Raw genomic sequence first — 23,968 nt, 5'->3', positions numbered from 1 at the left:
AACGGATTAAATTATGGATTTCTCTCAAAGTCGCGCTAAAGGTAATTGTGCTATTAGCTGTAATAACTGCAGTATTAGTCAATTGTGTTTGCCATTTTCACTCAATGGCCAAGAAATGGACAAGCTTGACGAAATTATTGAGCGAAAAAAACCACTCCATAAAGGCGACTATCTATTTGAATCAGGTGCACCTTTACAGGCTATTTATGCGGTTCGTTCTGGTTCATTTAAATCGTACACGTTATCGGAGCGAGGTGATGAGCAAATTACCGGCTTTCATTTAGCGGGCGACCTAGTTGGTTTTGACGCAATAAGTAAAATGACTCATCCCAGTTTTTCGCAAGCACTTGAAACGTCAATGGTGTGCGAAATCCCATTCGATACTCTTGATGAACTATCAGGAAAATTACCAAAGCTTCGCCAACAAATAATGCGCTTAATGAGCAGTGAAATTACATACGATCAAGAAATGCTGCTATTACTCAATAAAAAATCAGCAGAGGAACGCTTAGCTAGTTTTATTTATAACTTGTCGGAGCGTTTTGGTGAGCGTGGTTTTTCGCGTAAAGAATTTAGATTTACGATGACTCGCGGTGAAATTGGTAATTACTTAGGTCTAACAGTAGAAACCATTAGCCGTTTATTAAGTCGTTTTCAAAAAGCTGACTTAATTAAAGTAGAGGGTAAATTTATTACAATTTTAGATAATGATGCCTTGGCTAAAACAGCGGCGATAGTTAAGCCTCGCTAAATTAAATAGTTTGATTTAGAACAACAATTTATATGCTACCCCTTTAACTGTTTTATATTTACGTTACACTAAATGTACACCCGTTAGGTAAATGGAGTAGCATATGAACACTATTAAACGCATTATTGCGGTTATTGACCCCACCAAAGATGATCAACACGGTTTAGCACGTTCAATAGATTTAGCTAAAAAATCTGGCGCAAGTATTACCGCCTTTATGACGGTTTACGACTTCTCTTACGAAATGACGACTATGTTATCTGGCGATGAACGCGAAGCAATGCGCGATGCCGTACTAAAAGATCGCCAGCTATGGCTAAACGATTTAGTTTCTCCTTACAAAGATATAAATATTGAAACCCAAGTGGTTTGGCATAATCGCCCTTACGAAGCCATAATAAACACTGTAATTGATGAAAAATACGATTTAGTAATTAAAGGCACACATCAACATGGTGCACTTAAATCAGTTATTTTTACCCCTACGGATTGGCACTTAGTACGCAAATGCCCCGCTCCGGTATTATTTGTAAAAGAAATGGCATGGCCAGCAAACGGTAATATTTTAGCTGCTGTAAATGCGGTTAGTGAAAACGAAGAACATATAGCACTTAATAAACGCGTTATTAAAGACGCACAATTTTTATGTGAACTTGCCAACGCAAAACTTAATTTAGTTAATGCCTACCCTGCAACTCCTATTAATATTGCCATCGAAATTCCTGAGTTTAACCCAGGACTTTATAACGAATCAGTTAAAAAGCATCATCATGAATCAACCAATGCACTTGCTGCAGAGTTTAATTTAAACCCAGAGCAATGTTTTATTGAAGAAGGCCTGCCAGAGGATGTAATCCCTGATGTAGCGAAGCGGTTAAATAGCGAATTAGTTGTTATTGGTACTGTAGGCCGCACGGGCTTAAGTGCCGCTCTTGTAGGTAATACAGCAGAGCATGTAATTGATAGCCTAGACTGTGATGTACTGGCACTCAAGCCCGATGGTTACGTGAGCCCTATGGCAAAGGATTAATTTTAAGCTTTATGTGCAAGTTATAAGCGAGTTATTTTTACGTGTTAATAAGGCACGTTTAAATCAATTTTAATTACATCCTAAACTCGCATATTCAGGTGGTTTGGGTATAATACGCCCCTTTATTTTTAGCAAATAACTTTGCTGTATTGTTTTATTAGGGGGCGTAATTGTCACACTCAGATCAAGCTAAAGCTCAATTTAACTTAAATAAGCTGCAAAAGCGTTTACGTCGCCAAACTGGTCAAGCCGTTATGGACTTCAATATGATTGAAGAAGGTGACCGTATAATGGTATGCCTTTCTGGCGGCAAAGATAGCTACACAATGCTTGAAATGCTTCAACATTTAAAACGTGTAGCACCTATAAAGTTTGACCTAGTTGTTGTAAATCTTGATCAAAAACAACCTGATTTTCCTGAGCATGTTTTACCCCAGTATCTTGATAAATTGAATGTTGAATACAAAATTGTAGAAGAAGATACCTACAGTATTGTTACCGATATTATCCCTGAAGGTAAAACAACGTGCTCACTTTGCTCACGCTTACGTCGTGGTATTTTATACCGCACAGCAAAAGAGCTAGGCGCTACTAAAATAGCCCTTGGTCATCACCGTGACGACATGATTGAAACATTGTTTTTAAATATGTTTTACGGCGGAAAGCTAAAAAGTATGCCGGCTAAATTAATGAGTGATAACGGCGAGCACATGGTTATTCGCCCACTTGCATACTGTAAAGAAAGCGACATAAGCCAATACGCATTTGTACAAGGTTACCCTATCATTCCGTGTAACCTATGTGGCTCGCAAGAAAACTTACAGCGTAAACATACAAAAACAATGCTCGCTAAATGGGATGCGGAGCACCCGGGTCGTATTGAAAGCATTTTTACAGCAATGCAAAACATAGTGCCTTCACATTTAGCTGACGCCGACTTGTTTGATTTTAAAAACTTACAAACAGGTGAAGTAATTGATGGTGGCGATATAGCCCTTGATAAACCAGACATTCCTAAAGTGCCTGTGGCTAATGAGCTTGATGAACAAGAAGCGCCAAGTGTAGTTACTATAAATCTAAGCTAATCTAAGCTAATATAAGCTAATATAAGCTAACAAATTTAAGGGGGTTGTATTTATGTACAACCCCCTTAAATTTACCAATTCAGCATTGCGTTCTATTTTTAACTCTCAGCTAAGCCTTGTAAAAATTCCAAACTTAACTGTTCTTGTGCATTAGCCTGATATGGTAATTGCTGCAAGCTATCGTACGAAAAATCATTAATATCAAAATGACTTATTTCACTATTCCCAAAGCTATTTCGCTCACCTGGGCTTGGCGACATTCTCTCAATAACAAAGTCGCTTAAGCGCATATCTGTAATGCCTTGTGGTAACACCGACCAGTGGGCTTTCAAATTAAGTGTTTGGCTTCCTTGTGCTAACCGCTCTTTAGATACTAAATGAGCAAGTGGTGTATCGCCACTGTATAAATTAGCCCTAACACGATACAAACCACTTTTTACTACCGCTATGTTAGCTGGCAAAATCATGTTTTCGTTTTGTGCATAAGCAGTTTCAAAACCTGTTAAAGTTGCACTAGGCGGCATATATTGAATTTGTGCAACTACGGGAACTTTTTTACCGGCAACATCACCCTCTACAAACACTTGTAAGCTACGAGGGTAATCTTCATCCTCTTCAAATGTTATAATTGCTTCACCGTCACGCGCATTGCCTGTATGGGTATTTAACACTTCTTTTGTATCTGTATTTGCAAGCTCAACGACCACTTTTCCAAGCCCTTGAGCGCTTATCTTTATTGTTATTTCTTCTGGGTATACAAAACGATATTGCTTAAGACTTAACGTTAAAGCATCGCCACTTTCATCAATAGGGCTCGATACCGGGTAGAATTGATTTGGCTTTAATCGATCTTCATCTAATGGACTCAATGGCTGAGAATAAGGAGGAAATTTAAGTGCACTTTCATATTGCATAACCACTTGCTGCGCTGCTTTTGTTAAGTCTTCATTAAACGCGATTTGTTTTTTTGATTGTGTTTTTTTTGCTGTAGGTACATCTATAGGGATCACTTTTACAGGCGATAAATCAGCTACGCTCGCACTGTGTTTAACCTGAGGTGTTATTGGCTCAGCAACTTTATGAGCATCATTTTTACCTGTAAACCATAGCGAGAATAAAATAGTGCTAATAATTAAAGCAACGACATAAAATTTTTTCATTTTTATATTTCAATCTTTTATAAGGCGTATAGTTTTTAATACCAATCTGCTTATATATGGGGTCTATTTAACGTTAAGAAAATTACGCTAGAACTAGGCAAAAATTTTTGTATCTAGTTGTTCTAAATAAAAAATTTTTAACGACGTTATAGTGGAATTTAATTCGTTAAATTGATCAAAGATTTATGCAGATTGGTATAACTACACGCCTTGTATGTTATGGAATCACATTATAAATAAGTGCTGATGCGCTTAAATTATTTGAATCCTTAATATAACGATATTGTTTTTTCCAAAACCAACTACCTGTAGTTTTATCAAACGTATTAAAACCTACAGTGTCACCTTCCACATTTACGTTATTCATGGCTATTGTTACATTACCTTTTCGCTGCGCGTTATGTATTTCGTTATGGCTATAACTGTCACTCATCATCATTGGATAATGGTTTGGCATAAAGCTACTTACTGCATCACCTTGCGATTTTAAATGGCCATTTGTATCAACACTGCTGCTACAACTTCCAAACGAGCCAGCCGAACTGGCACCACATGAAGAGTGCGATGCAACAACAGAATCATCATTGCCTTTTAAAAAACCACCCGTTAAACCCAAATATGCATTTCCATCGGCAACAAAGCGTAAACGTGGCGTACGTGCATCTGGGAATGGTGAAATTTTACGTGCATTGTTTACTTTTAAATCGTGTAATACACCAACAGCTTCGGTTACATCACTTCCTAGCCACCATTTGAGTGCAGCATCGACCGCAAAGTTCCATGATGCGCCAGTTAAAGCACTAACAGCTACGTCAGCCAGCTCACTTCCACCACCCGCGCCTGCTAAATCAAACGTAGCAACAATATTAAGCGGCTCTAAGCCTTCGTTTTCTAACCAGTTTTCTTGATTATCAATAATATGGCGTGCAACTAAGTCTCCTGTTGAATGTGTTACAAATACACAGCCATCACTGCATAAATTAGAGCGTGAAATTTGCTTTAGCTTTGGCCACACCCAATCGGTAGCAATTTTACCTTCAATACGTTCATAAGCAGGCCAATCAATTCGCTCATCTGCACGATTATTCCAGTACGATTGCCAATATGTTTCACCATCATTGATTACATCACTACCCGACTTATTTGTTATTTGCGAAGTTTGTAACCCATGAATTAATATAATTTTGTAGTCTTTACTCGCTGCAGAAAAGCTCATTAACATAGCTAACCCCGCACCAATTAGGTGGCTTGGCTTAATTAATTTGTGTGTGCGCTTTGTGTTGTTCATACAATTCCTTAATGTTGTGTACTTAATATTTTATTATCATTTAAGGTATTCATGTTGGTTTACATAAGCTTGTCAGCTTAGGTGTTCACTAGGGTCTGTTGTTCTTTGCGGATTAAAATTTGTTCAAACTAGAGGCTATTTAATCACGGCGCGAGATTTGTAACCTAGTGGGCTCGGTAACTGCTCCTGCGTTACTCTACTGGCTTACATCCATGTAAGAATAAGTAAAAACCGAGCAACAAAGAGTAAATAGCCTCTAGGAAGTACCCTTTGGGCAGCGTCTGTTTGGCATTAATGCTACGTTATCGCCTATTTATGGGGAACAACCACACTACTTAGGCTCTGCCTTACCTAAATACCAAACAGACTGCTGCAAATTTAACCTTGAAAGATCAACAGACTCTAGTATTAGGAACAACGAACAAAAATGCAACAACTTATTATCATTTAGAGAAGAGAAGAAACTTATTTCATACTGATTAATGAGTTAATAGAGGTATAGTTGTTATATTTGAAATTATTAGATGGGTTTCAAGGGGTATATTGAGGGTAGTAAGATTAAAGCGGATACCATTGAAAGTGTCCGCTTTAGAATAAGGACGAAGCTAATCTAACCGTTAGCTTTAAGTTCACTGGTAAATTGCCCAATCGCATTTACAACTTCTTGTGCACCTTGTTGGATCTCTTGCATCACTTCACCAGATTCTTTAGATAACGCCAAGCCTTGCTCTGCCTTCTCTTTACCTTTTTCTATTACAGCCACCGTATTTTGTGTTTGTGATTGGTTGCGCTGTACAACTTCTACAATTTCTTCGGTTGCTGTTGATGTACGCGATGCAAGCAATCGAACTTCATCCGCAACCACAGCAAAACCACGCCCTTGATCGCCAGCTCTAGCCGCTTCAATTGCGGCATTTAATGCTAATAAATTGGTTTGCTCTGCAATACTACTAATGCTTTGTACAATACTCGATATTTGTTGCGACTGCTGATCAAGCGCTGAAATTTCATTTGCAGCTTGCTCCATGTTAATAGCCAGCTCAGTCATTACTGCGACTGTATCTTGTATAACGCTCGCGCCTTGCTCTGCTTTTTTATCAGTTTGGGTTGATGTGCTATAAGCAATTTCGGCAGCTTGTGATATCGCAATTTCTTGATTTACTTGATCAGTGATAACAGTTGCAAACTTCATCACTTTATAAAGCTCATTCGCGTCATTTGAGATTGGGTTATATGACGCTTCTAGCCAAACAATGTTGCCATGTTTATCTACACGCTTAAAACGCTCAGCAATAAACTTACCTTCTCTTAATTTAGCCCAAAATTGCAGATACTCTTGGGAGTTATACTCTGAAGCCTCACAAAACGTACGGTGATGTTTACCTAGTATTTCACTTTCTTGATAACCCATTGCAGCTAAAAACTGATCATTTGCTTTTAAGACATGGCCCTCTAAATCAAATTCAATTACCGCCATAGAGCGATATATCGCTTTAATAGTATCGCTTTGCTCGCGAGAAGCCGTAATTGTTTTTGTAAGTACACTTCCGAATATAGAAAAATAGAGCAACTGATCTTGCTCCCCTTTTACTGGATGTACTATTAAACGTAACCATTCAGCTTTACCATCGCTGCGCATAACTTGCAATGCACCGCCCCAATGCCCTTCTTTTTTAATAGCTTGCTGTAGGCTTTTAAATTCTGAAGATTGACGAGACGAATCTGTAATAAAATCGTCAAAAGAATTATTAGTTAGATCATCTTCACTGTAGCCTAGGTTTTCTAAAAACTTATCATTGGCGTGCGAAATTCGGCCATCATAAAGAATGTTTAGTACTAACATCTCTCGGTAAAGCCCTTCCCATACTTGTTGTAATGGGTAAAGTTCAGCTTTTAGAGAAGCTATTTCGTTTTGTTTATTTTTAGAAAAAAACATTAATATCCCTACTAATACATTCGATATGAAATGAAATTAATTTTATTATAGAAGATATCATTTATAACGCGATAAATAATAAGAGCTTTAATTACTAGATTCAGAAAGTTTTAAAATAGCCAATACATAAACACTGGTATCTACAAATATGTGGATACATCAATAAAATAACTTCTATGTCCCAGCAGAACCTTTAATTCTCAAACTTTAATCTTTCATACAATCCAGACGCTCTCGATACGCTTTTATTCATTGCTAATTGCAGTACTTTTTTGTCAGCCACCAGCTCAAACTTATTTTTAGCGCGGGTTATTCCCGTATACACTAATTGCCTGTTAATACCCATGCGCGCTTGTTTTAGCGGTGGCAGTACCATGGCTGTGTAACTAAACTCTGAGCCTTGTGATTTATGAATAGTCATTACATAGACTTTATCGTGTGCAGGGAGTCGTGCAGGTGAAAATGCTCGTTGATTACCTTGCTCGTCAATAAATATGGCTTTGAGCTGCCCACTTTCATCGGGCATTAAAATACCAATATCACCGTTAAATAACTTAAGCTGGTAATCGTTTTGGCTCACCATAATAGGCATACCCGTGTAGTGGTGAGTATTAGGACTTACGGTAATTAAACCTTGCTGTTGCAACACGCGCTCTATTCGTTGATTTAAGCTATGAACGCCGTAATCGCCCTCTCGTACCGCAGCTAAAAGCTGATAACTAGCAAAAGCAGTATGCACCTGTGCAACATCTGCACCTTGGGCAATTAAGTTAAGGTATTTTGCATAATGACTTGCTGCACTTTTAACGAGCTTTTCAATCGGTTTTGCTACAAAGTCGTAATCTAAAATTACATCGTTAAAACGCCCTTCACTACTTTCTTGCTCTACGTAATTTAAAATACCGGTGTTATTGGTGTTTACCGCAAGTGCTAGTTGACCAATACCGCTTTGTGCGTCAAATCGATAACTGTGCTGTAAAAAGGCAATGCAATCTGCAAGTTTAAATTCACTCACGCTTTGCGCTACGAGTTTAGGTTTATTATTAAAACATAAACTATTTAGCTCATCACAACGTGCTTGCGAGTAGCTTGGCGTTTGCCCAAGTGTTAAACCTTGGCATAAATCGCTCATTACACTGCCGGTATCTACCGAGGTAAGCTGATCTTTGTCACCTAGGAGTATTAATCGCGCGTGCGCGGGCAGTGCTTCTATTAATTTAGCCATCAGCGATAAATCGACCATACTGGCTTCATCAATAATTAGTACATCTAAATGCAGCGGATTGCTTTTGTTATGCCTAAATTTATTAGTAAACGGTTTTACACCCAATAAACGATGAATAGTTTGAGCGCTTTGCGGTATCAACGTTTTTATATCATCAGGAATCGTTGTGAGCTTATTTTTGGCACCTAAAATAGATTCACTTAAACGTGCAGCTGCTTTACCAGTGGGTGCCACCAGCTTAATGCTAAGCGGCGCGGTTTTATAAAGCGACTGCAAAATAGCCAGCAACTTAGTCACTGTGGTAGTTTTACCTGTACCTGGGCCACCCGTGATCACACTAAATCCTTTGGTGGCGGCAATCGCGCACGCCACTTTTTGCCAATCAGTTTCAATTGTTGAATCAGCAGGAAAATAGGTATTTAAAAGTTCTGCCAATATTTCATTATTAATATTGAGCTTTCGCTCGCTCATGCTTAATAATCTATCCGCGAGTGTTTGCTCATAACCGGCAAGGCGCGCAAAATAAAGTCGCTCGTTAAATAATTGTAGTGGTTTACTCTCGCCTACGCTTTCATGGTTTTGTAAATAACTAAGCGCTGTGTGTACATTAAAATTATCACTAAACGGGCTTAGCGTACTGGGTACATTTCCATCGAGTTTATTAAAGTCGCTTTTGCGCAAGTTAAAAGGATTACTCCAATCAACTTCATTTAAGGTTAGGCAGCTATGCTGGCTTTGCTGCGATAAGCACAGCAATAAAATAATATAAAATAGTTCATTGTGAGTTTGCTCAATGTCATTAGCACACAGTAATTCTGCGAGTTTAACATCAACTACACGTAGTCGGTTCTGCGCTAATAAATACTCAAGTAACGGCACTTCGGTAATAGCATTGTTTAACACAATGTCCTCTAATGAGGCATCTTGTGCTACATTTTTTGAAGTAAGAGGCTCTGCTGCTTCATTATTAAGTGTCTCGTCTATATCGTCAAACAAGCCAGGTTGCTCATTTAAATCGCTCATAGCATGGCTCCTTGGCTAAATAAGCCATCTAAAATAATCACTTGTTCTTCAGTTAGCTTTTTAAAGTACACGCCTTGCCCTGCCGGCATTCCACGTAAAAAAGTATAATACACACCGCCTAAATGGGTTTCTATTGAGTAATCAGCTATACGTTGTTTTAATAAACGATGCAGCGCTACCGTGTAGATTAAATACTGTAAATGATACTGATGACTGCTCATTGCTTGCTCAAGCATATCGCCTTCGTAATCAGCTGGCGTACTGCCTAAATAATTAGACTTATAATCTAAAATATAATACTTGCCTTGGTAGCAAAATATTAAATCGACAAAGCCTTTTAACAAGCCTTTTACTTGTGAAAATTCAAGCTTACTTTGCGTAAAGCCAAAATGTTTAACCAGCATTTCGTTTAGCTTAGGTGCACTTAAGCTCTCAAGGGGTAAATTAAACTCCATTTCGACTAGGCAATCATTGGGTGTAAGCACACCCAATGAAAGAAGGCTGTTTTCTAGAGAGCTTTTATCTAGGGGGCACGCAAGAACATCAAGCACCCATTTTTCGGCCACTTCTCGCCATTGCTCACCTATGTGATACTTTTCAAGGCTGCGCTTAACTACCTCAGATAAGTTTTGCTCGGTATTAGTTGGGTGAACTATTGGGCTAATAAAATCTATTTGTTCAAATATTTCGTGCAAACAGCTACCCGGCTTTGGTCCTTTAGGAAAACTATAAGGTGACGGTAGTTCGTCCTCTTGCACTGCAAACTCGTCTTTTTCGTGATCTTCATCACTTCGCCCTGGGGCTAATTGGTCGCTGTGCTTTTTAAAGCTCAACGCACTAAAGCTGGTTGCTCGCCAGTTACGCTCAATATTTGCCGTTACTCTATTAACACTTAATGTTTGCTGCGCAATTTCACTATTACTAAAACAAAGCGTGCCCTGCTCTAATAACGTTTGTGAGGTAAATTGCTGATAGCTCATCGCGCTATTAGCGTCGCAAAACTCACTTAAATGCGTGCGCCATGTTTGGCTACTAGCAAGTTCAAGCCCTGCAAATAACACATGCCCTAGTGCACTACTTTGCATAGCTAAGCGGCTACTTTGCCCTTGCCCAATGTTGTAAACACCAAGCGCACAAAAATGCACAGCGCGAGTAAGGGCTACATACAGCAGGCGTAAATCTTCAGCTAGGCGCTCTTGCTCTGCTTTTTGCAGGGCATCTTCGTCTTTACTTAAATCGTAAATTAGCTTGCCATTATTGTGATAAAGCGCTTCTTTAGTTTCGCGATAGCCACTGGCAAACGGCATAAATACCAGAGGGTATTCAAGCCCTTTTGAGGCATGCATAGTGACAATTTTAACTAAGTTGGCGTCACTTTCTAGGCGCACTTGTACTGTTTCGCCGTCTTGTTGGCTTACCTTTTGTGCAAACCAGCGCAGCAAACGCAGCGTGCCTTCAAGCTCTATTTGTTTTTGCTGAAGTATTTCGCCCAAATGCCTAAAGTCAGTCAGCCAACGCTCAACGTTATATCCCAATCCTTGCCATTTAGCGCTAAGCTGGTTATGGCCCATTAAGCGCTCAAGCATGGCCATAGCGCCTTGCTTGTTCCAAATGTGGCTGAGCTGTGCAAAAAAGTTTAAATGCTCTTGCCATTTATTTTCATCATCAGCGAGTGCGTGTATTTCGTTATAACTTAAACAAAATAGTGGTCCGGCTAAAACACCGCGCAGCAATGACTCGTCATATTGACCATGCAGCGCTGTTAAAAAGTTAAGTAGGTGATGGCTAAGCTCTTGGCTAAAAACGCTCTCGCGCGATAAATACACGCTGGCTATTTTGGCATCATCTAGCGCTTTTTTCATTATTTGCGCTTCAACACGGTCACGCACTAATATACAAATATCAGCAGCGCTTACAGGGGTACTGCCAATGCACGCGTCCCCCTGTTTTGCTTTTTCAAGCAGGGTCACTATTTTATTAGCAAAGTGAGTGGCTAAATGCGCTTGCCCTACACCTTTGTTAGTTGGTTTGTTTTTTTCGTCTGCGGCTTCATCTACAAATACATTAAATTCGAATGCGGTAGCGGGTTTGCCATCAATTAAAAAAGAGTCTTCCGCTTTTTTACCTTTAGCAGCTACTGCGTTAAACGGTATGGCGTCGTTATAAATAAAGCTGTTAGCGTGTTTGCCAAATAAACTATTAACGCTATTTACTATATCGGTGCTTGAGCGAAAGTTAGTACCCAGCGTAAATTGCTGATCAGTCTGTACAGCTTCTTTTGCGCCAATATACGTAAAAATATCCGCGCCCCTAAAGCCATAAATAGCCTGCTTGGGGTCGCCTATCATGGCAAGCGTGGTATTTTGTTGCCCATAAATTTTACTAAAAATACCGTACTGAATCGGATCGGTATCTTGGAATTCATCAATCATGGCAACCGGAAACAACTGCGCAATTTTTTGCGCTAGTACGTCGCCTTGCTCGTTATTAAGCGCACTGTGTAAATTGGTCAATAAGTCATCGGGGGTGATCACACTTTGCTCTTGCTTGCGCTTAACTATTGCGGCTTTTACCCAGCGTGCTGCATGTTGTACAACCGCTATTTTAAGCCCTTGGTTTATGGTGTTATTAAGGGCGGCAAGCTCGTCAAACTGACTCAGTAATGGATGCACAAATAATGGCTGATTCTTTTTATAGTTGCCTGCATCGCTTAAGTTTTCTGTACTCCACACTTCAAACGAATACTTGCTAGTGCCAAATTCAAAAAACAAATCGCCGCCTAAACAAAATGCCTCAAGCGCACTAAGGCTGCCTTTTCGTGCTGGCGTTTTAGACCCGCTTAAACCCGAGCCTTTAATAGCACCTATAAACTCTTGCTCTAATACCGCTTTTTTAAATGCGGGTACACAGGTTATGTACTCGTCGCGGGCTTTCCACACATCGTCTAATTTTATTTGTGGTGTAATGTGCGCATTGGCTTTATTTAAAATGCTCGCCACTTGAGCGAATAAAGCCTCTGGTGCGGCAAATACATCTAAAATAGCATCGGTGCGCTCTTTGTTAAGTGGGTATACAAACGCACGCCAAAAATCTTTAATGGTTTCGAGCAGTATGTCGCGCTCATCTAAAATAAATTCGAGATTAAACGCCACACCCGACTCAAACGCATGTTGTTTTAGCATCCGCTGACAAAAGCCATGAATGGTAAAAATAGCGGCTTCGTCCATTGATTTAGCAGCTGCATCGAGTAAATCAAACGCGCGGTGCTTATCATCAATTTTGGCAATTACGCCTTCAATGAGTTCGTCATTTGGGTCTTGCCCAAGCAATGCGTCGCGCGCAGCAATAATTCGGCTGCGTACGCGGTCTTTAATTTCTTGGGTGGCGGCGTCGGTAAAGGTTACTACCAAAATTTGCTCAACACTGAGCGGCGTATTTAACTCACCTTCTATTTGCATACCTAGTAAGTAACGTAAATACAGCCCCGTAATTGTATAAGTTTTACCAGTACCCGCACTGGCTTCTATTAAACTTTGACCAATGAGCGGCATAGTAAGAGGATTAAGCGCTTGCATGGTCACTCTCCTTTGCGTGTTCAAATAAAGGCGTAAGCAATTTATCACTCCATTTTATAAATTCTTCTTGGCAGTCGTTTAGCGATTGCACCGTTAAGCGAATATACGGGTTTTCGCCCTCGCCTCGCCCTATGTATTGCGGGCTAAATTTGCTCATTGCTTTTGTTATATCGCCGCCGCTTTTAACGTATTCATAACCACTTACCGGAAAAAATGGCACAGGCTCTGCGCGCAGTGCTTTGTATAACTCAAACCAATCGGCCAATAGTGCATCCGCATCGGCTTTGTTTATGGGCGCAAAGGTAATTTGCTTATCGAGCCCAAGTAACAATGTTTCTACGTGATGATCCATACTTTGCGCTGCAAGGTGATAAATAAAGCCTTTAATTAAATCTTTCGCTTTAATACTCGCACTGCGGTAAAACACTTGTTTTTGCAAATAAACATGATTGAGCCAGCCTTCTATTTTGGTACCTTCAATGGTAAGCAAAACCTCTATCGGCTCACTTTTCCCGCCTTTAATGTGCTCTTTAACTTGCCCTGCAAGCGCGTCAACTCGGTGCTCCATACTCTCAAATATAAGGCTGCCTACATTGGCTTGAGGTAACTCACCCCGCTGCAGTATTTGCTCGGTACTTAGTGGCTGCTCGTTTATATTGGCTTTAAGTATTTCATCAAGATAAAAATAACGGCGCAGTGCATCTAGGCTAAATGGTTCTTCGTCTTTTGCTACTTCGTTAAATTGTGGCAGGCGTAAACCTAATGTTTGCTGATAAAAGCTCTCTTGTGCGCTGCACACACTTTTAATAAACACATCAAGATCTAACTGCTCTGGCACAGTCACATCAAGTGCAATAACCGGCTGTGGTTTAATAGACTCACTCGGCAGCCAAATTGGGTTGTAACTGTGGTTGCTCAGCACAGTATTGGCTTGCTCATCGGCTAAGTAATAATGGCTATTAAAGGGCTGTAAATGCTGCTGATTGATTAAACATTCTGGCAGTGTTTTTTCGCTTTTCTCGCTTAATACAAAGCTACGCCCAATATATTCTAACAGCTCGCTTACAAGCGTTGATGGCATGCGCGGTTGGTTATCAAAACACGAGCGACCAATGTAACTCATGTATAAGTTGTCGCGGGCACTTAGTAGTGCTTCTAAAAATAAGTAGCGGTCATCTAATTTACGTGATCGATCACCTTTTTGCTTTTTAGAATAAGGCACTAAGTCAAAACCAATAGGCTGTACGTTACGCGGGTAGTCGGCATCATTTAAGCCCAGCATACATACCACTTTAAATGGCACGGCGCGCATGGGCATAAGCGTACAAAAGTTTACTTGCCCGACCAAAAATCGCTGCCCTACGCCTTTTTCTTGAATGCCTTGTTTAATTAAGTAACTAACAATACGCTGCGAAACCGCTTTACTGTAATCGCCGTTGTCGTGGTGCTTTTGTAACTCTTCGAGCACGTTTTGAAGTACCAATAAATCCCAGCTGTCGTCGCTTTCACTTTCGTATATCGCGTTTAATAACTCACTTAAAATATGCGCTTTATTAGTGAGCGTATCGTCGGGCGTTAGCTGCTCTTTAAAGCTTTGCAGTACATCAATAAAGTGCACGAGTTTATTGAGTGTATCGAGCGCCATGCCTTCTACTTCATCGGCACTGTAAATGCCGTTAAACGGGCATTGCTCGTCGCGCATGGCAATACCAAGCAATAAACGGTTGAGCCCATGTTGCCAGGTATTTAAATCAATAGCGGGTAAATCAAAGCTGCTTTTATGCGCTGCGTTTATACCCCATTTAACGCCTACTCGCTCAAGCCAGTATTGAATTTGCTCGTATTCGTGCGCTTCAAGCCCAAATTTTTCGGCTATTTGCGTAACTTGTAATAAATCGAGAATATCCGACACACCAAAGCGCGAAAACGGTAAGTTAGCTAAACTCGCAAATGAGCTAAGGACGGGCTTTTCTTGCTCTATGGCTAAATCGGCCAATGCGTAAGGAATAAAGCGGCTGCCTTGTGCTCCGCCAAATACGGCTTCAATGTAAGGGCTGTAAGTGCCTACATCGGGCATCATGACGATTATGTCTTTGGGGGTAAGCGCTGGGTTTTGATTAAATAAGTTAAGTAAGTAGTCGTGCAAGCGCTCAACTTCTCTGAGCGGAGTATGGCAATCGCTTAGCGTAATGCTGGTGTCGGTTGCGCTGATTGGTAATTTACCTTCGTCGTTTATAAACCACTCTTTGTTATCGGTCAGCGATTCACCTTTAAACGCAAGCTGATAAATCTCGCTTTGTACTTGCCCTAGTAAGGTGTCGTCAAACACATCAATAAAACCATCAATCCAACGGGCATCTAACTGTACGAGTTGCTCAAAATAGTCGCGACCTAATTTACCCCACGACGATAACAACGGATTACCTATAAAGTAGTATTCTTCATCTGGGTTGGTTTGTTTTTTTTGCTGCGCTTCCACCAGCGGCATTTTAGCGTATTTAGCGCTTATTTTAGCCGCTGTTTTTTCATCTATAATATCGCCCCAGTAATGCTCACTCGGGTTAAAAAAGAATAATATAACCTCGGTTTTTTTACTCAGCGCTTCAAATACGTCTAGCTGGGAACTGGCAATCGCCGATATACCAAATAAACTAATGCGTTGTGGCAGTAAGCTATTGTCCATAGTCTCAAGTGCTGCTAGTAACTGCCCTTGCATATTAGCGCGATGAAATTGGCTTTGCCCAAGTTCTTGGCTTAGTTTTACAATGCGTCGCCATAAGTCAGGTTGCCATGGGGCAATGGCTACATCTACATCATCAAGCTCATCTTTGCCGCTATCCCATGTGGCTATCCAGTGCGGTCGGTACATTAAATATTGGTCGTACACATCGGCTATTTTTTCGCACAGCGCAAAGGTTTTTTGCCCGTCAATATCGCCCTCTAAATAAGTTTTTAGCGGTAAATATAATGGCTCGTCAATACAGTTTGGTAAAATTGCAAACAGTTTCCAAGCAAGGTTGGGCTTATTAAATGCCGACTCTTTAGGGACATTTGGCAGCAATTGCTGGTACAACTGCCAAATAAAGCTCGATGGCAGCGGAAAATCCACCTGCGCTGCGACCCCTAAGTTTTCGCTCAAACCTATTTTTAACCACTGCGACATACCCGGCGATTGCACTAGCACCACTTCTTTGTCGAACGGGCTTTGCAATGGGTTTACTTTTAACAGCTGGTGGAACTGCGCTTGCAGGGCTTCCATCCGGTTTGATTGAATAATATTTAGCATATAGCACTGACCTTGCTTGAGATAAAACCAGTGTAAGATATTTTCAATATTAGGGGTAGCGCAAACGGGTAATTGGCTCTAATAAATCAGAGAGTTAAGAACTAACTTACAGATTTTATACGCACAGCATCTATTTTATATACTGTGCGTAGTAGTGAGTTTATTTATAAGGGCTAATACTTGATAAACTAAAGTCACTTTGCATTATTACTTCGCCATCAATGCCTTTTAATTTAAGTGAAATAGTGGGATCAATTTGCTGCCAGTCTATGCTTAAATCACCATAATTTACGTTATGAGTAAAATCCCCTACTCGGTGTTTGTTAGGACTCACGTCTTTCCATTTTTCAGTTAAGCCAGAGCTGGTCATCTCAATTAATGGGTAATCAAGGTTTTGCTGATACTTTGATATTTCACCCCAGTGCGTATCGCCGCTGATGATCACTACCCCATTTACTTTATGCTTTTTAATCAATGTAAATAAACGGTTTCTATCTTCAGGAAAGTTTGCCCATGACTCCCAACCTGTAAAATCGGGTAAAAGCTGTAAGCTTGAGGCAATCAATTTTATTGCAGCAGGCTTTTTAAGCTCTTGTTCAAGCCATTGCCACTGGGCTTCACCTAGCATTGATGCGCCTTTAACATGACTTGGACTATACGGGCCTTGGTTATTTAACTTACGCTTAGTGTAGTATTCAAGCTCACCTACATGGTTTAGCGCATCACGGTTCCAACGTAAATCAGGCATTATTACTTGTATGGTTTGCTCATTTTCACCATACATGTACGAGGTATAAATTCCATCAGGACGAGTGCGACGCGCTGAGTTTACAGGTTCATCCCAAAAATTAAGCATAATTTGGCGTGATTGCTCTTTATGCGGATACTCTTTACCAGCATCGTTTTGGCCATAATCGTGGTCATCCCACATAGCAATGATAGGCGTTTGCGCTTTTAACGTTTTAAAACCAGCCTTTGCCCCTAAACGTTGGTATTTTTCGGCAAGTACATCCATATCGTTGGTATCGCCATAAATATTGTCACCCAAAAATATAAACAAATCCCCCTGCTCTTTGTTAATTGCATTAAATATAGGTATGTTTTTATCTTGATGCCCACACGAACCAAATAGGATTTTAGATGGCGCGGCAGTAACACTTGCGCTAATAACCAAACTCAGCGCCAAGGCAGATAGGGTCAATGGTTTAAATAGGTTCTTCATTTTAAAATTTCGCTAATAGCAGGCGCCATATTTGAATTTATTTCATTTGGGTTCTGCCCAAGAGCCTTTAAAACGGTAGCCGCTATTTGCACTTGTTTAAGCTCATTTTCAGTTTTAATTAAGCCACGTCCTTTTATTGCGGGGCCAATGGCTGCAAGCCAAATATGTTCAGAGCCGACAATTCCTTCTGGGTAGGTATTTTCACCTAACTCTAGTTCAGCAAGTGCACGTTTAGAGCTGTGATGTTGCCAATCATTGGCATTATTGCCACGGCCGTGATCAGTAGTAATAATTAGTGTGGTGTTATTTTTATAACCCGCTGTAGTTTGAATGGTTGCCCATAAGTCTTTTATAAAGGCGTCACTTTGCCTTGCCGATTTAAGGTATTGATCGTAATGTCCATCATGCGCAAAGTCATCGGTTTCGCCTAAACTTATTACTAACAACTTAGGCTTTTTAGCCAACATATACGCTTTAGCAAAGCGATATGTAAAACTGTCTAGTCGTACGTTATACCAAGGACTGGGAATTTCATTTTGTAGCGCATTTAAGAGTGGCGCATCAGTGAATAAATTCTCTTCAATTGACATAAAGCCTGCATTTACATACACGTTACTGCGCTTAGTATTTACAATGTATGGGAATACATCCCAACTGCCAAATAAGGCAGTGCTATCTTTAAACTCAGGTAACTTATCTAAACGCTCTAAAATAGTTTTATTTGGGTTGAGCACTTTGTTGTTACTATTTATATTTTCGTCAACTTCACCGGTGAGTATTTCGTTATAACCAGGGTATGAAAAATACCACGGGTTACTTACCGACATAGTAGAGCCGTTAGTCCTATCGCCAATTATAATCCCTTTTTTAGCCACTACTTGCGTTAAAAAAGGCATTAGTAATTGCTGGCGCTCATTTGCTGTTTTTGCCCAAAATTGTCTCTTTAAATGCTCAGGCTTTTCAACAAAATCAGTATTATTAATTAAGCTATTATCAGCCCCGTTAAATACTTCTTGCCAGCGTACTCCATCAAGCGTTACCAGCACTACATTTTGCGCTGCTGTTGCAAAGTTACTCGCTAATACACTTAAGCTAAATAGTGTTACTTTTATAATTGTTTTCATCGCGTTTTTGCGCCCTTTCATATAATAAAGCCCATCAATGATGGGCTATATTTTAATTCAATTACTAAAACCTAATTAAAAGTCAGCGGTAAATGTCACTGCTGCGGTGCGAGGCGCACCAATGTAATAAGTAGCGCCGTTACCAGTACCACCTGCTAAGTAGCTTTTGTCGGTAACGTTATAAACAACAAACGATACGTCAATGGCTTTAAACGGGCCGGCATCTACGTCAGTTGAATAACCTGCATTAAAATCAAGTACGGTGTAGCCGTCTACTTTATTGCGGGCGCGCGTGTCTTCGTCTTGCCATGCACCTAAACGCTCGCCGGTGTATTTAGCCGATAAACCAACACGAAAGCCATCGCTAAAGTAATCGGTAGATACCACAAATAAATCCTCTGATGAATCTATTATGCTGTCGCCTTTTCTAAAGCTTGGTACTACCTCATTACCACTTTCATCTTTTAATATTACGCCTTGTGAATCGTATGCATTTGGATCATCGGATGAATACTCAGAACTGCTATTAGTATACGACGAGTAGACGCTCCAGCTTGGTGTTAACATATAGCTTGCTGCAAGCTCAAGCCCACTTGAGTCAATACCTCCTACATTTACGTACGAGCCATTTGTACCAATCGTATAATCAATGCCGTCTGTGCCACTACCAGGCGCAATAAAGGTAATGCGGTTATCAAACTTAACACTGTAAGCCGTTGCTGTAAGGGTTAATCTGTCGGCTTGGTAACGTACACCAAAGTCGATATTGTCGGCAGTTTCTGGCTCTATGTTTGTAAGTGTTGAGCTATCTCGCTCAAGTACACCGTCTTTTATTGCGGAAAAATTCTCGCTGTAACTGGCAAATAATTCTGTGCTGTTATTTAGCTGATACAATACACCCCCGCTAAATAACACGTCTGAGTCGCTATCTACTTTATCTGATTTTTCGTTAGCAAAGTGGTCGTACTTTTGTAATTCAACTAAATACTGTTTTGCACCAATATTTAATGTTAAGTCACCAAAATTAATCGAGTCTTGTAGGTACCATTTGAATGTATCGGTATCAAAAGTGTTTTTGTATTGTGTCCAGTAAGGCGTGCTATCAAAGTGATGATAAATACGCGCATCAATTACTTTGTGCCAATCACGCGACTCGTCACGCTCGCTTTGCTCATACCAAAAGCCCGCTTCTATATCGTGATCACCAAATGTAGCTTGGTAATTTGCCGTTACACCTAAGCGATCTTTGTTGTAATGCGTATGGCGGTAAGACATAACCGGCGTTGCTGTTGCATCGTAACACGCAGGATTTAAACCAGGACCCGACTCCCATGGCCAGCTCAAACTTTGCGTACAATCGGCATTTGGTGCAAGCGGATTGCCTTCACTATCAGCAAAACCATAAGAGCCTGCATTAGTACCGCCCTCGGTTGTTGGGTCGCCATTTTCATCAACGGGCGTTGTTAAGTAAGGTGGGATCCAATCGCCACGACCTGAATTTTTATGGTAATAAGGGCTGACGGTTAATAATGAAGTTGGCGAAATCGCATATTCAAATTTTAAATAGCCTAAGGTATTTTCACGGAGCGTCCCCCAACCTTCTGCAAACATTTGGTCAAAGTGCGGAACTCCCGTCCAATTCCATGTTAGCTGATCCCAATCGGGTGTTTGTTCAAACTGCTCAAGGCTTACGCTGTTATAGTTTGTCTCGCTTACATCATCGTAAGATAAACGACCAGTAAGTGTTAAGTCGTTAAAATTAGATACAAACTTAAGCTCAGCGTGTTGGTTGTCTTTACCCCCATTACTGCCAGAACCAATCCAGCGGCTTGTATCTGTTTGCGAGTAACTTACGTACGCTTGTGTGTTATCAAAAACAGTGCCTGTTTCGTGTCTAAAGTAATAACGCGTGGCATCGTGGCTGCCTGAGGTATAAGCAAAGGTAGTGCCTTTTTCAAGGCTTGGGTCTTTACTTACAAAGTTAAATGTCCCGCCTAGTGCTTCAAGTGAAGCCGACTTAATATCAGACGTACCTTGACCAACTTCAACCGTTGCCAGGTTTTCGCTATCTAGGTAACGGTTAGCTTTAGCACCACCGCCATAATTAGAGCCACCATTGGGAATGCCATCAACGGTCATACCTAATTGTTGTTGGTTCCCATCAATACTAAAACCACGCATGGTGATTGTAGTAGACCAATCGTCGCCACCAAATGCATCACCTTCATTTATGCTAATACCTGGTAAGTTATCAATAACCGATAATATGCTCGATACCGAACTTTGTTGCTCAAGCATTGCAGGCTCAATAACATTGTTAGCGTAGCTGGTTGGTTTAGCAACCACGGTTACTTCTTCTATGGTGTTGTCGTTAGCATAAGTAGATGTTGATACCGCCATGGCAATTGCCATGCTCAAAAGCGATTTGTTTTTTAAAGCGTACATTGTTGTCCCGTTTGATTTTAATTATGAAATATGAAAACGCGGACAGTATGAATTTTAAATATGACAACGAGGATGAACTTTATTTACATAAAAATTAAACAAATATGGAAGATTTATGGCGGGAATATGTACAAAAAAAGACACCCAAAGGTTTAACTTTGGGTGTCTTAATTATTTTCTAGAACTTATTACAAATAGTAATTTATTTCAATTCAGCTAGCATTTCATCGCTGTATGGTACTAACTCTTCACCGTTTGCAATTTTGCTAATGTAATCTGGGTTTGCAATAAGTGGGCGACCAATAGCGATTAAGTCAAACTTAGCATCGTTAATAGCCTCTTTTGCTGACTCAAAACTATAACTACCTACGCCTACTAATGTACCTTTGTAGCCTGCACGTAAAAATTCAGAGATGCTTTTGCCTTCAAGCGAGTCAAAGCGCATGCTGTCGTCAAAAATACCGCCGTGTAAGTACGCTAATTCTCTGCTTTCAAGTTCTGTTAATAAGTAATCAAATACCGCTTTATCGCGGCTATCTTCGCTCATATTAAAGTAAGCACCCGGTGTTAATCTAAGTGCAGTACGATCACTGCCTACAGCTGCAATAACCGCATCGGTTACTTCTAGTGCAAAACGCGACATATTTTCAGGCGTTTGCCCGTACTCGTCGCTGCGTGTATTTGCAGCGTAATGTAAAAATTGGTCAACTAAATAACCGTTAGCACCGTGAATCTCTACCCCATCAAAACCCGCTTCAATTGCGTTTTCAGCAGCTTTTGCGAAATCAGCAACTAGACTTTTAATATCATCAGTAGTGGCTGCTTTTGGTGTTATGTATGTAAGCTCACGCATACGAGGAACAGAACCTTCAACGCCAATTGCCGATGGAGCAAGTACATCGCCATCAAAAAAGTGAGGGTGTGCAACACGGCCAACATGCCAAAGTTGTGCAAACATTTTGCCGCCATTAGCGTGCACAGCGTCAGTTACTTTTTTCCAACCTTGAATTTGCTCGCTGGTAAATAAACCCGGAGTATTTGGGTAACCTTGTCCGTCTGGACGAATAATAGTTGCTTCGCTAATAATTAAACCGGTTTCGGCACGGCGAGCATAATATTCAACCATATCTTGTGTTGGCACTAAGTTATCATCAGCCATGCATCGTGTTAGTGGCGCCATAAGTACGCGGTTTTTAAGCTCAATCGTGTTATTTAATTTAAACGGAGCAAGTAGATCAGTTGTCATTTTTCAATCCTTCATTAAGTATATGCTTACTACAATGTGGCCTTTTTGCAAACATTCAAGTTTATTTTTGAATGATCGCTCAAATTAGTGAGAAATTATACTGATCAATCTACAAATTAGATCTGCATTGCTGAAATTAAATAGCAACTTTTCAACACTCTGTCATATAACTCGATATACTTGTGTGCATATAATTTAGATATATTAATATCAATAGTAATTAAGAGTGAGCTAATTATGACAACGCCAAATTTAAGCGAAGAACACGCAGTAATTTTAGGACTTGGAGCAAAAAAACGCCTAGCCTATATGTTCGAAACCGTACAACAGTTCAAGCAAGTATGGATTTTAAACGATGATGATGGCTGCGTTATGCTTGCCAACGAAGATGACGACTGTGTGCCAGTTTGGCCAACTCGTGAATTTGCAGAAGCATGGGCAACTGGCGAATGGGCTGGCTGCAGCGCTAAAGCAATCCCACTTGCTGACTGGTTTAGTCGCTGGACACCGGGTCTTGAGGAAGATGACTTACTTATTGCTGCCTTCCCTACAGAGGAAGATGATGGCACGATATTGTTTTCAGATGAGTTTGAAAAACAATTAAAAGCGCCAAAGCAAAAATATTAAGGCTCAGAGACCAAATACTCAGAGTTCTAAAATTTATAAACGCGGCACTTAATTTAGTAGCCGCGTTTTCATTTGCAATATCTAAAATTCAAATAAGCCTGCGTAATTGCATCTGGATTTTCTACTTGCGGATAATGCCCAAGCTCTACAAACTCTTGTACGCGCGCATTGGGAATAAGCTTTTTATAATGCTCAATCATGTACTTACCAGAGATGGGGTCTTCTGCGCCTGCTATAAACGTAAGTGGTATATTGCTATTTATGATGGCACCAACCCAGCGTTCTCGGTTTTGCTGCCTCTGCTTTATATAACTAATGAGTTTGGGCATTACGGCTAAGCCATCTTTATAAATTAGCAGCTCCCAAAGTGTGTCTACCACTTGTTTTGAAGGCGGTGTACTCTTACCAAAAATAGTAAGTAGATTATTGCCAAATTTTTGTTTATTCATTAATTTTGGCACTATCCAACCTAGCTTTGAAAGTAAAAGCTTTTGTATAAATAATGGTTTGTGCACTTCTGGAAACAGTCCACCATTTAAAAAGCAAACACTATTGATCGTTATGGCACTTTGATTATGTACTTGCCTTGCTAATAACTCTTGAGCCACTGTATCGCCATAGTCATGAGCTAAAATATGTACGTCATTAATATTTAACGTTTTTAAAAATTGAGTATATAAGTCGGCTTGTTCGGTAATTTTATAAGTAGCGTTTATTGGTTTATCTGACAAACCAAAACCTAGCATATCGAGCGTAATTACAAAATAATGTTCACTAAGCGTTTGCCACATACCTTCCCAATCCCAGCTAGCACTTGGAAAGCCATGTATCAAAAGCAGCGCAGGCTTACTTATATCGCCAGCTGTTTTAGTAAAAATTTGATGGCCACTAATTTGAGTAAATTGACCCTGTGATTGCCACTGTTGAAGAGAAAACATATATTAG

The 23,968-nt window shown here is 40.3% G+C and carries 15 protein-coding genes; 4 read left to right on the top strand and 11 right to left on the bottom strand.

What is annotated here, in order from left to right:
* Positions 1–13 precede the first annotated feature (13 nt).
* From GQR38_RS00445 to ttcA, 3 genes are all read left to right on the top strand, one after another.
* Positions 14–751, top strand: a complete 738-nt coding sequence (locus GQR38_RS00445) for an FNR family transcription factor (RefSeq protein ID WP_007585636.1) — start codon at positions 14–16, stop codon at positions 749–751.
* Positions 752–854: 103 nt separating this feature from the next.
* Positions 855–1,781: a universal stress protein UspE gene (gene uspE / locus GQR38_RS00440; protein WP_165722277.1), complete on the top strand. Its 927-nt coding sequence runs from the start codon at positions 855–857 to the stop codon at positions 1,779–1,781.
* Between the two features lie 170 nt (positions 1,782–1,951).
* Positions 1,952–2,866, top strand: coding sequence for a tRNA 2-thiocytidine(32) synthetase TtcA (gene ttcA, locus GQR38_RS00435; RefSeq protein WP_007585631.1), 915 nt, complete (start codon positions 1,952–1,954; stop codon positions 2,864–2,866).
* A 98-nt stretch (positions 2,867–2,964) separates the two neighbouring features.
* On the opposite strand, the gene GQR38_RS00430 is transcribed toward ttcA, so the two are convergent.
* From GQR38_RS00430 to GQR38_RS00385, 10 genes are all read right to left on the bottom strand, one after another.
* Complete coding sequence (locus tag GQR38_RS00430; RefSeq protein WP_165722279.1) at positions 2,965–4,026, bottom strand: hypothetical protein; 1,062 nt, start codon at positions 4,024–4,026, stop codon at positions 2,965–2,967.
* 217 nt (positions 4,027–4,243) lie between these two features.
* Positions 4,244–5,314: a hypothetical protein gene (locus tag GQR38_RS00425; RefSeq protein WP_165722281.1), complete on the bottom strand. Its 1,071-nt coding sequence runs from the start codon at positions 5,312–5,314 to the stop codon at positions 4,244–4,246.
* Positions 5,315–5,924: 610 nt separating this feature from the next.
* On the bottom strand, positions 5,925–7,250 hold the full coding sequence (locus GQR38_RS00420) for a PAS domain-containing methyl-accepting chemotaxis protein (RefSeq protein ID WP_165722282.1): 1,326 nt from the start codon (positions 7,248–7,250) through the stop codon (positions 5,925–5,927).
* 193 nt (positions 7,251–7,443) lie between these two features.
* Complete coding sequence (gene recD / locus GQR38_RS00415) at positions 7,444–9,498, bottom strand: exodeoxyribonuclease V subunit alpha (RefSeq protein ID WP_165722284.1); 2,055 nt, start codon at positions 9,496–9,498, stop codon at positions 7,444–7,446.
* Complete coding sequence (recB, locus tag GQR38_RS00410) at positions 9,495–13,073, bottom strand: exodeoxyribonuclease V subunit beta (protein WP_165722286.1); 3,579 nt, start codon at positions 13,071–13,073, stop codon at positions 9,495–9,497. Before recB ends, recD begins: the two co-directional genes overlap by 4 nt.
* Positions 13,060–16,359: an exodeoxyribonuclease V subunit gamma gene (recC, locus tag GQR38_RS00405; protein WP_165722287.1), complete on the bottom strand. Its 3,300-nt coding sequence runs from the start codon at positions 16,357–16,359 to the stop codon at positions 13,060–13,062. Before recC ends, recB begins: the two co-directional genes overlap by 14 nt.
* Before the next feature lie 160 nt (positions 16,360–16,519).
* A complete protein-coding gene (locus GQR38_RS00400) occupies positions 16,520–17,581 on the bottom strand; it encodes an alkaline phosphatase D family protein (protein ID WP_101163326.1) in 1,062 nt (353 codons plus the stop codon).
* Positions 17,578–18,705 (bottom strand): alkaline phosphatase family protein, encoded by a 1,128-nt coding sequence (locus GQR38_RS00395; RefSeq protein WP_165722289.1) that lies wholly within the window; start codon positions 18,703–18,705, stop codon positions 17,578–17,580. The genes GQR38_RS00400 and GQR38_RS00395 overlap by 4 nt, the downstream gene beginning before the upstream one ends.
* A 75-nt stretch (positions 18,706–18,780) precedes the next feature.
* Positions 18,781–21,150 (bottom strand): TonB-dependent receptor, encoded by a 2,370-nt coding sequence (locus GQR38_RS00390; protein ID WP_165722291.1) that lies wholly within the window; start codon positions 21,148–21,150, stop codon positions 18,781–18,783.
* A 202-nt stretch (positions 21,151–21,352) separates the two neighbouring features.
* A complete protein-coding gene (locus tag GQR38_RS00385) occupies positions 21,353–22,396 on the bottom strand; it encodes an alkene reductase (protein WP_101216168.1) in 1,044 nt (347 codons plus the stop codon).
* A 237-nt stretch (positions 22,397–22,633) separates the two neighbouring features.
* On the opposite strand from GQR38_RS00385, the gene GQR38_RS00380 reads away from it, so the two are divergent.
* The gene (locus GQR38_RS00380; RefSeq protein WP_007585609.1) at positions 22,634–23,023 is read left to right on the top strand and encodes a DUF2750 domain-containing protein; all 390 of its coding nucleotides are present in this window, start codon (positions 22,634–22,636) and stop codon (positions 23,021–23,023) included.
* A gap of 68 nt (positions 23,024–23,091) precedes the next feature.
* Here the strand turns inward: GQR38_RS00380 and GQR38_RS00375 are convergent, their stop codons facing one another.
* A complete protein-coding gene (locus tag GQR38_RS00375; RefSeq protein WP_024590476.1) occupies positions 23,092–23,961 on the bottom strand; it encodes an alpha/beta hydrolase in 870 nt (289 codons plus the stop codon).
* Between the last annotated feature and the right edge of the window lie 7 nt (positions 23,962–23,968).

It is taken from the genome of Pseudoalteromonas sp. c7(2019), from assembly GCF_011378625.1.
Classification (GTDB): Bacteria; Pseudomonadota; Gammaproteobacteria; order Enterobacterales; family Alteromonadaceae; genus Pseudoalteromonas; species Pseudoalteromonas arctica.
The sequence above is the reverse complement of the archived record's forward strand: the minus strand, read 5'-3'. Positions and strand labels throughout refer to the sequence as shown.

Bases quoted from the DNA above. Each gene is read 5' to 3' on its own strand.
- GQR38_RS00395 (WP_165722289.1), bottom strand. From the start codon at position 18,705: ATGAAAACAATTATAAAAGTAACACTATTTAGCTTAAGTGTATTAGCG.
- GQR38_RS00425 (WP_165722281.1), bottom strand. From the start codon at position 5,314: ATGAACAACACAAAGCGCACACACAAATTAATTAAGCCAAGCCACCTA.
- GQR38_RS00420 (WP_165722282.1), bottom strand. From the start codon at position 7,250: ATGTTTTTTTCTAAAAATAAACAAAACGAAATAGCTTCTCTAAAAGCT.
- GQR38_RS00385 (WP_101216168.1), bottom strand. From the start codon at position 22,396: ATGACAACTGATCTACTTGCTCCGTTTAAATTAAATAACACGATTGAG.
- GQR38_RS00445 (WP_007585636.1), top strand. From the start codon at position 14: ATGGATTTCTCTCAAAGTCGCGCTAAAGGTAATTGTGCTATTAGCTGT.
- GQR38_RS00375 (WP_024590476.1), bottom strand. From the start codon at position 23,961: ATGTTTTCTCTTCAACAGTGGCAATCACAGGGTCAATTTACTCAAATT.
- GQR38_RS00400 (WP_101163326.1), bottom strand. From the start codon at position 17,581: ATGAAGAACCTATTTAAACCATTGACCCTATCTGCCTTGGCGCTGAGT.
- GQR38_RS00380 (WP_007585609.1), top strand. From the start codon at position 22,634: ATGACAACGCCAAATTTAAGCGAAGAACACGCAGTAATTTTAGGACTT.
- GQR38_RS00430 (WP_165722279.1), bottom strand. From the start codon at position 4,026: ATGAAAAAATTTTATGTCGTTGCTTTAATTATTAGCACTATTTTATTC.
- recB (WP_165722286.1), bottom strand. From the start codon at position 13,073: ATGCAAGCGCTTAATCCTCTTACTATGCCGCTCATTGGTCAAAGTTTA.
- recC (WP_165722287.1), bottom strand. From the start codon at position 16,359: ATGCTAAATATTATTCAATCAAACCGGATGGAAGCCCTGCAAGCGCAG.
- recD (WP_165722284.1), bottom strand. From the start codon at position 9,498: ATGAGCGATTTAAATGAGCAACCTGGCTTGTTTGACGATATAGACGAG.
- uspE (WP_165722277.1), top strand. From the start codon at position 855: ATGAACACTATTAAACGCATTATTGCGGTTATTGACCCCACCAAAGAT.
- GQR38_RS00390 (WP_165722291.1), bottom strand. From the start codon at position 21,150: ATGTACGCTTTAAAAAACAAATCGCTTTTGAGCATGGCAATTGCCATG.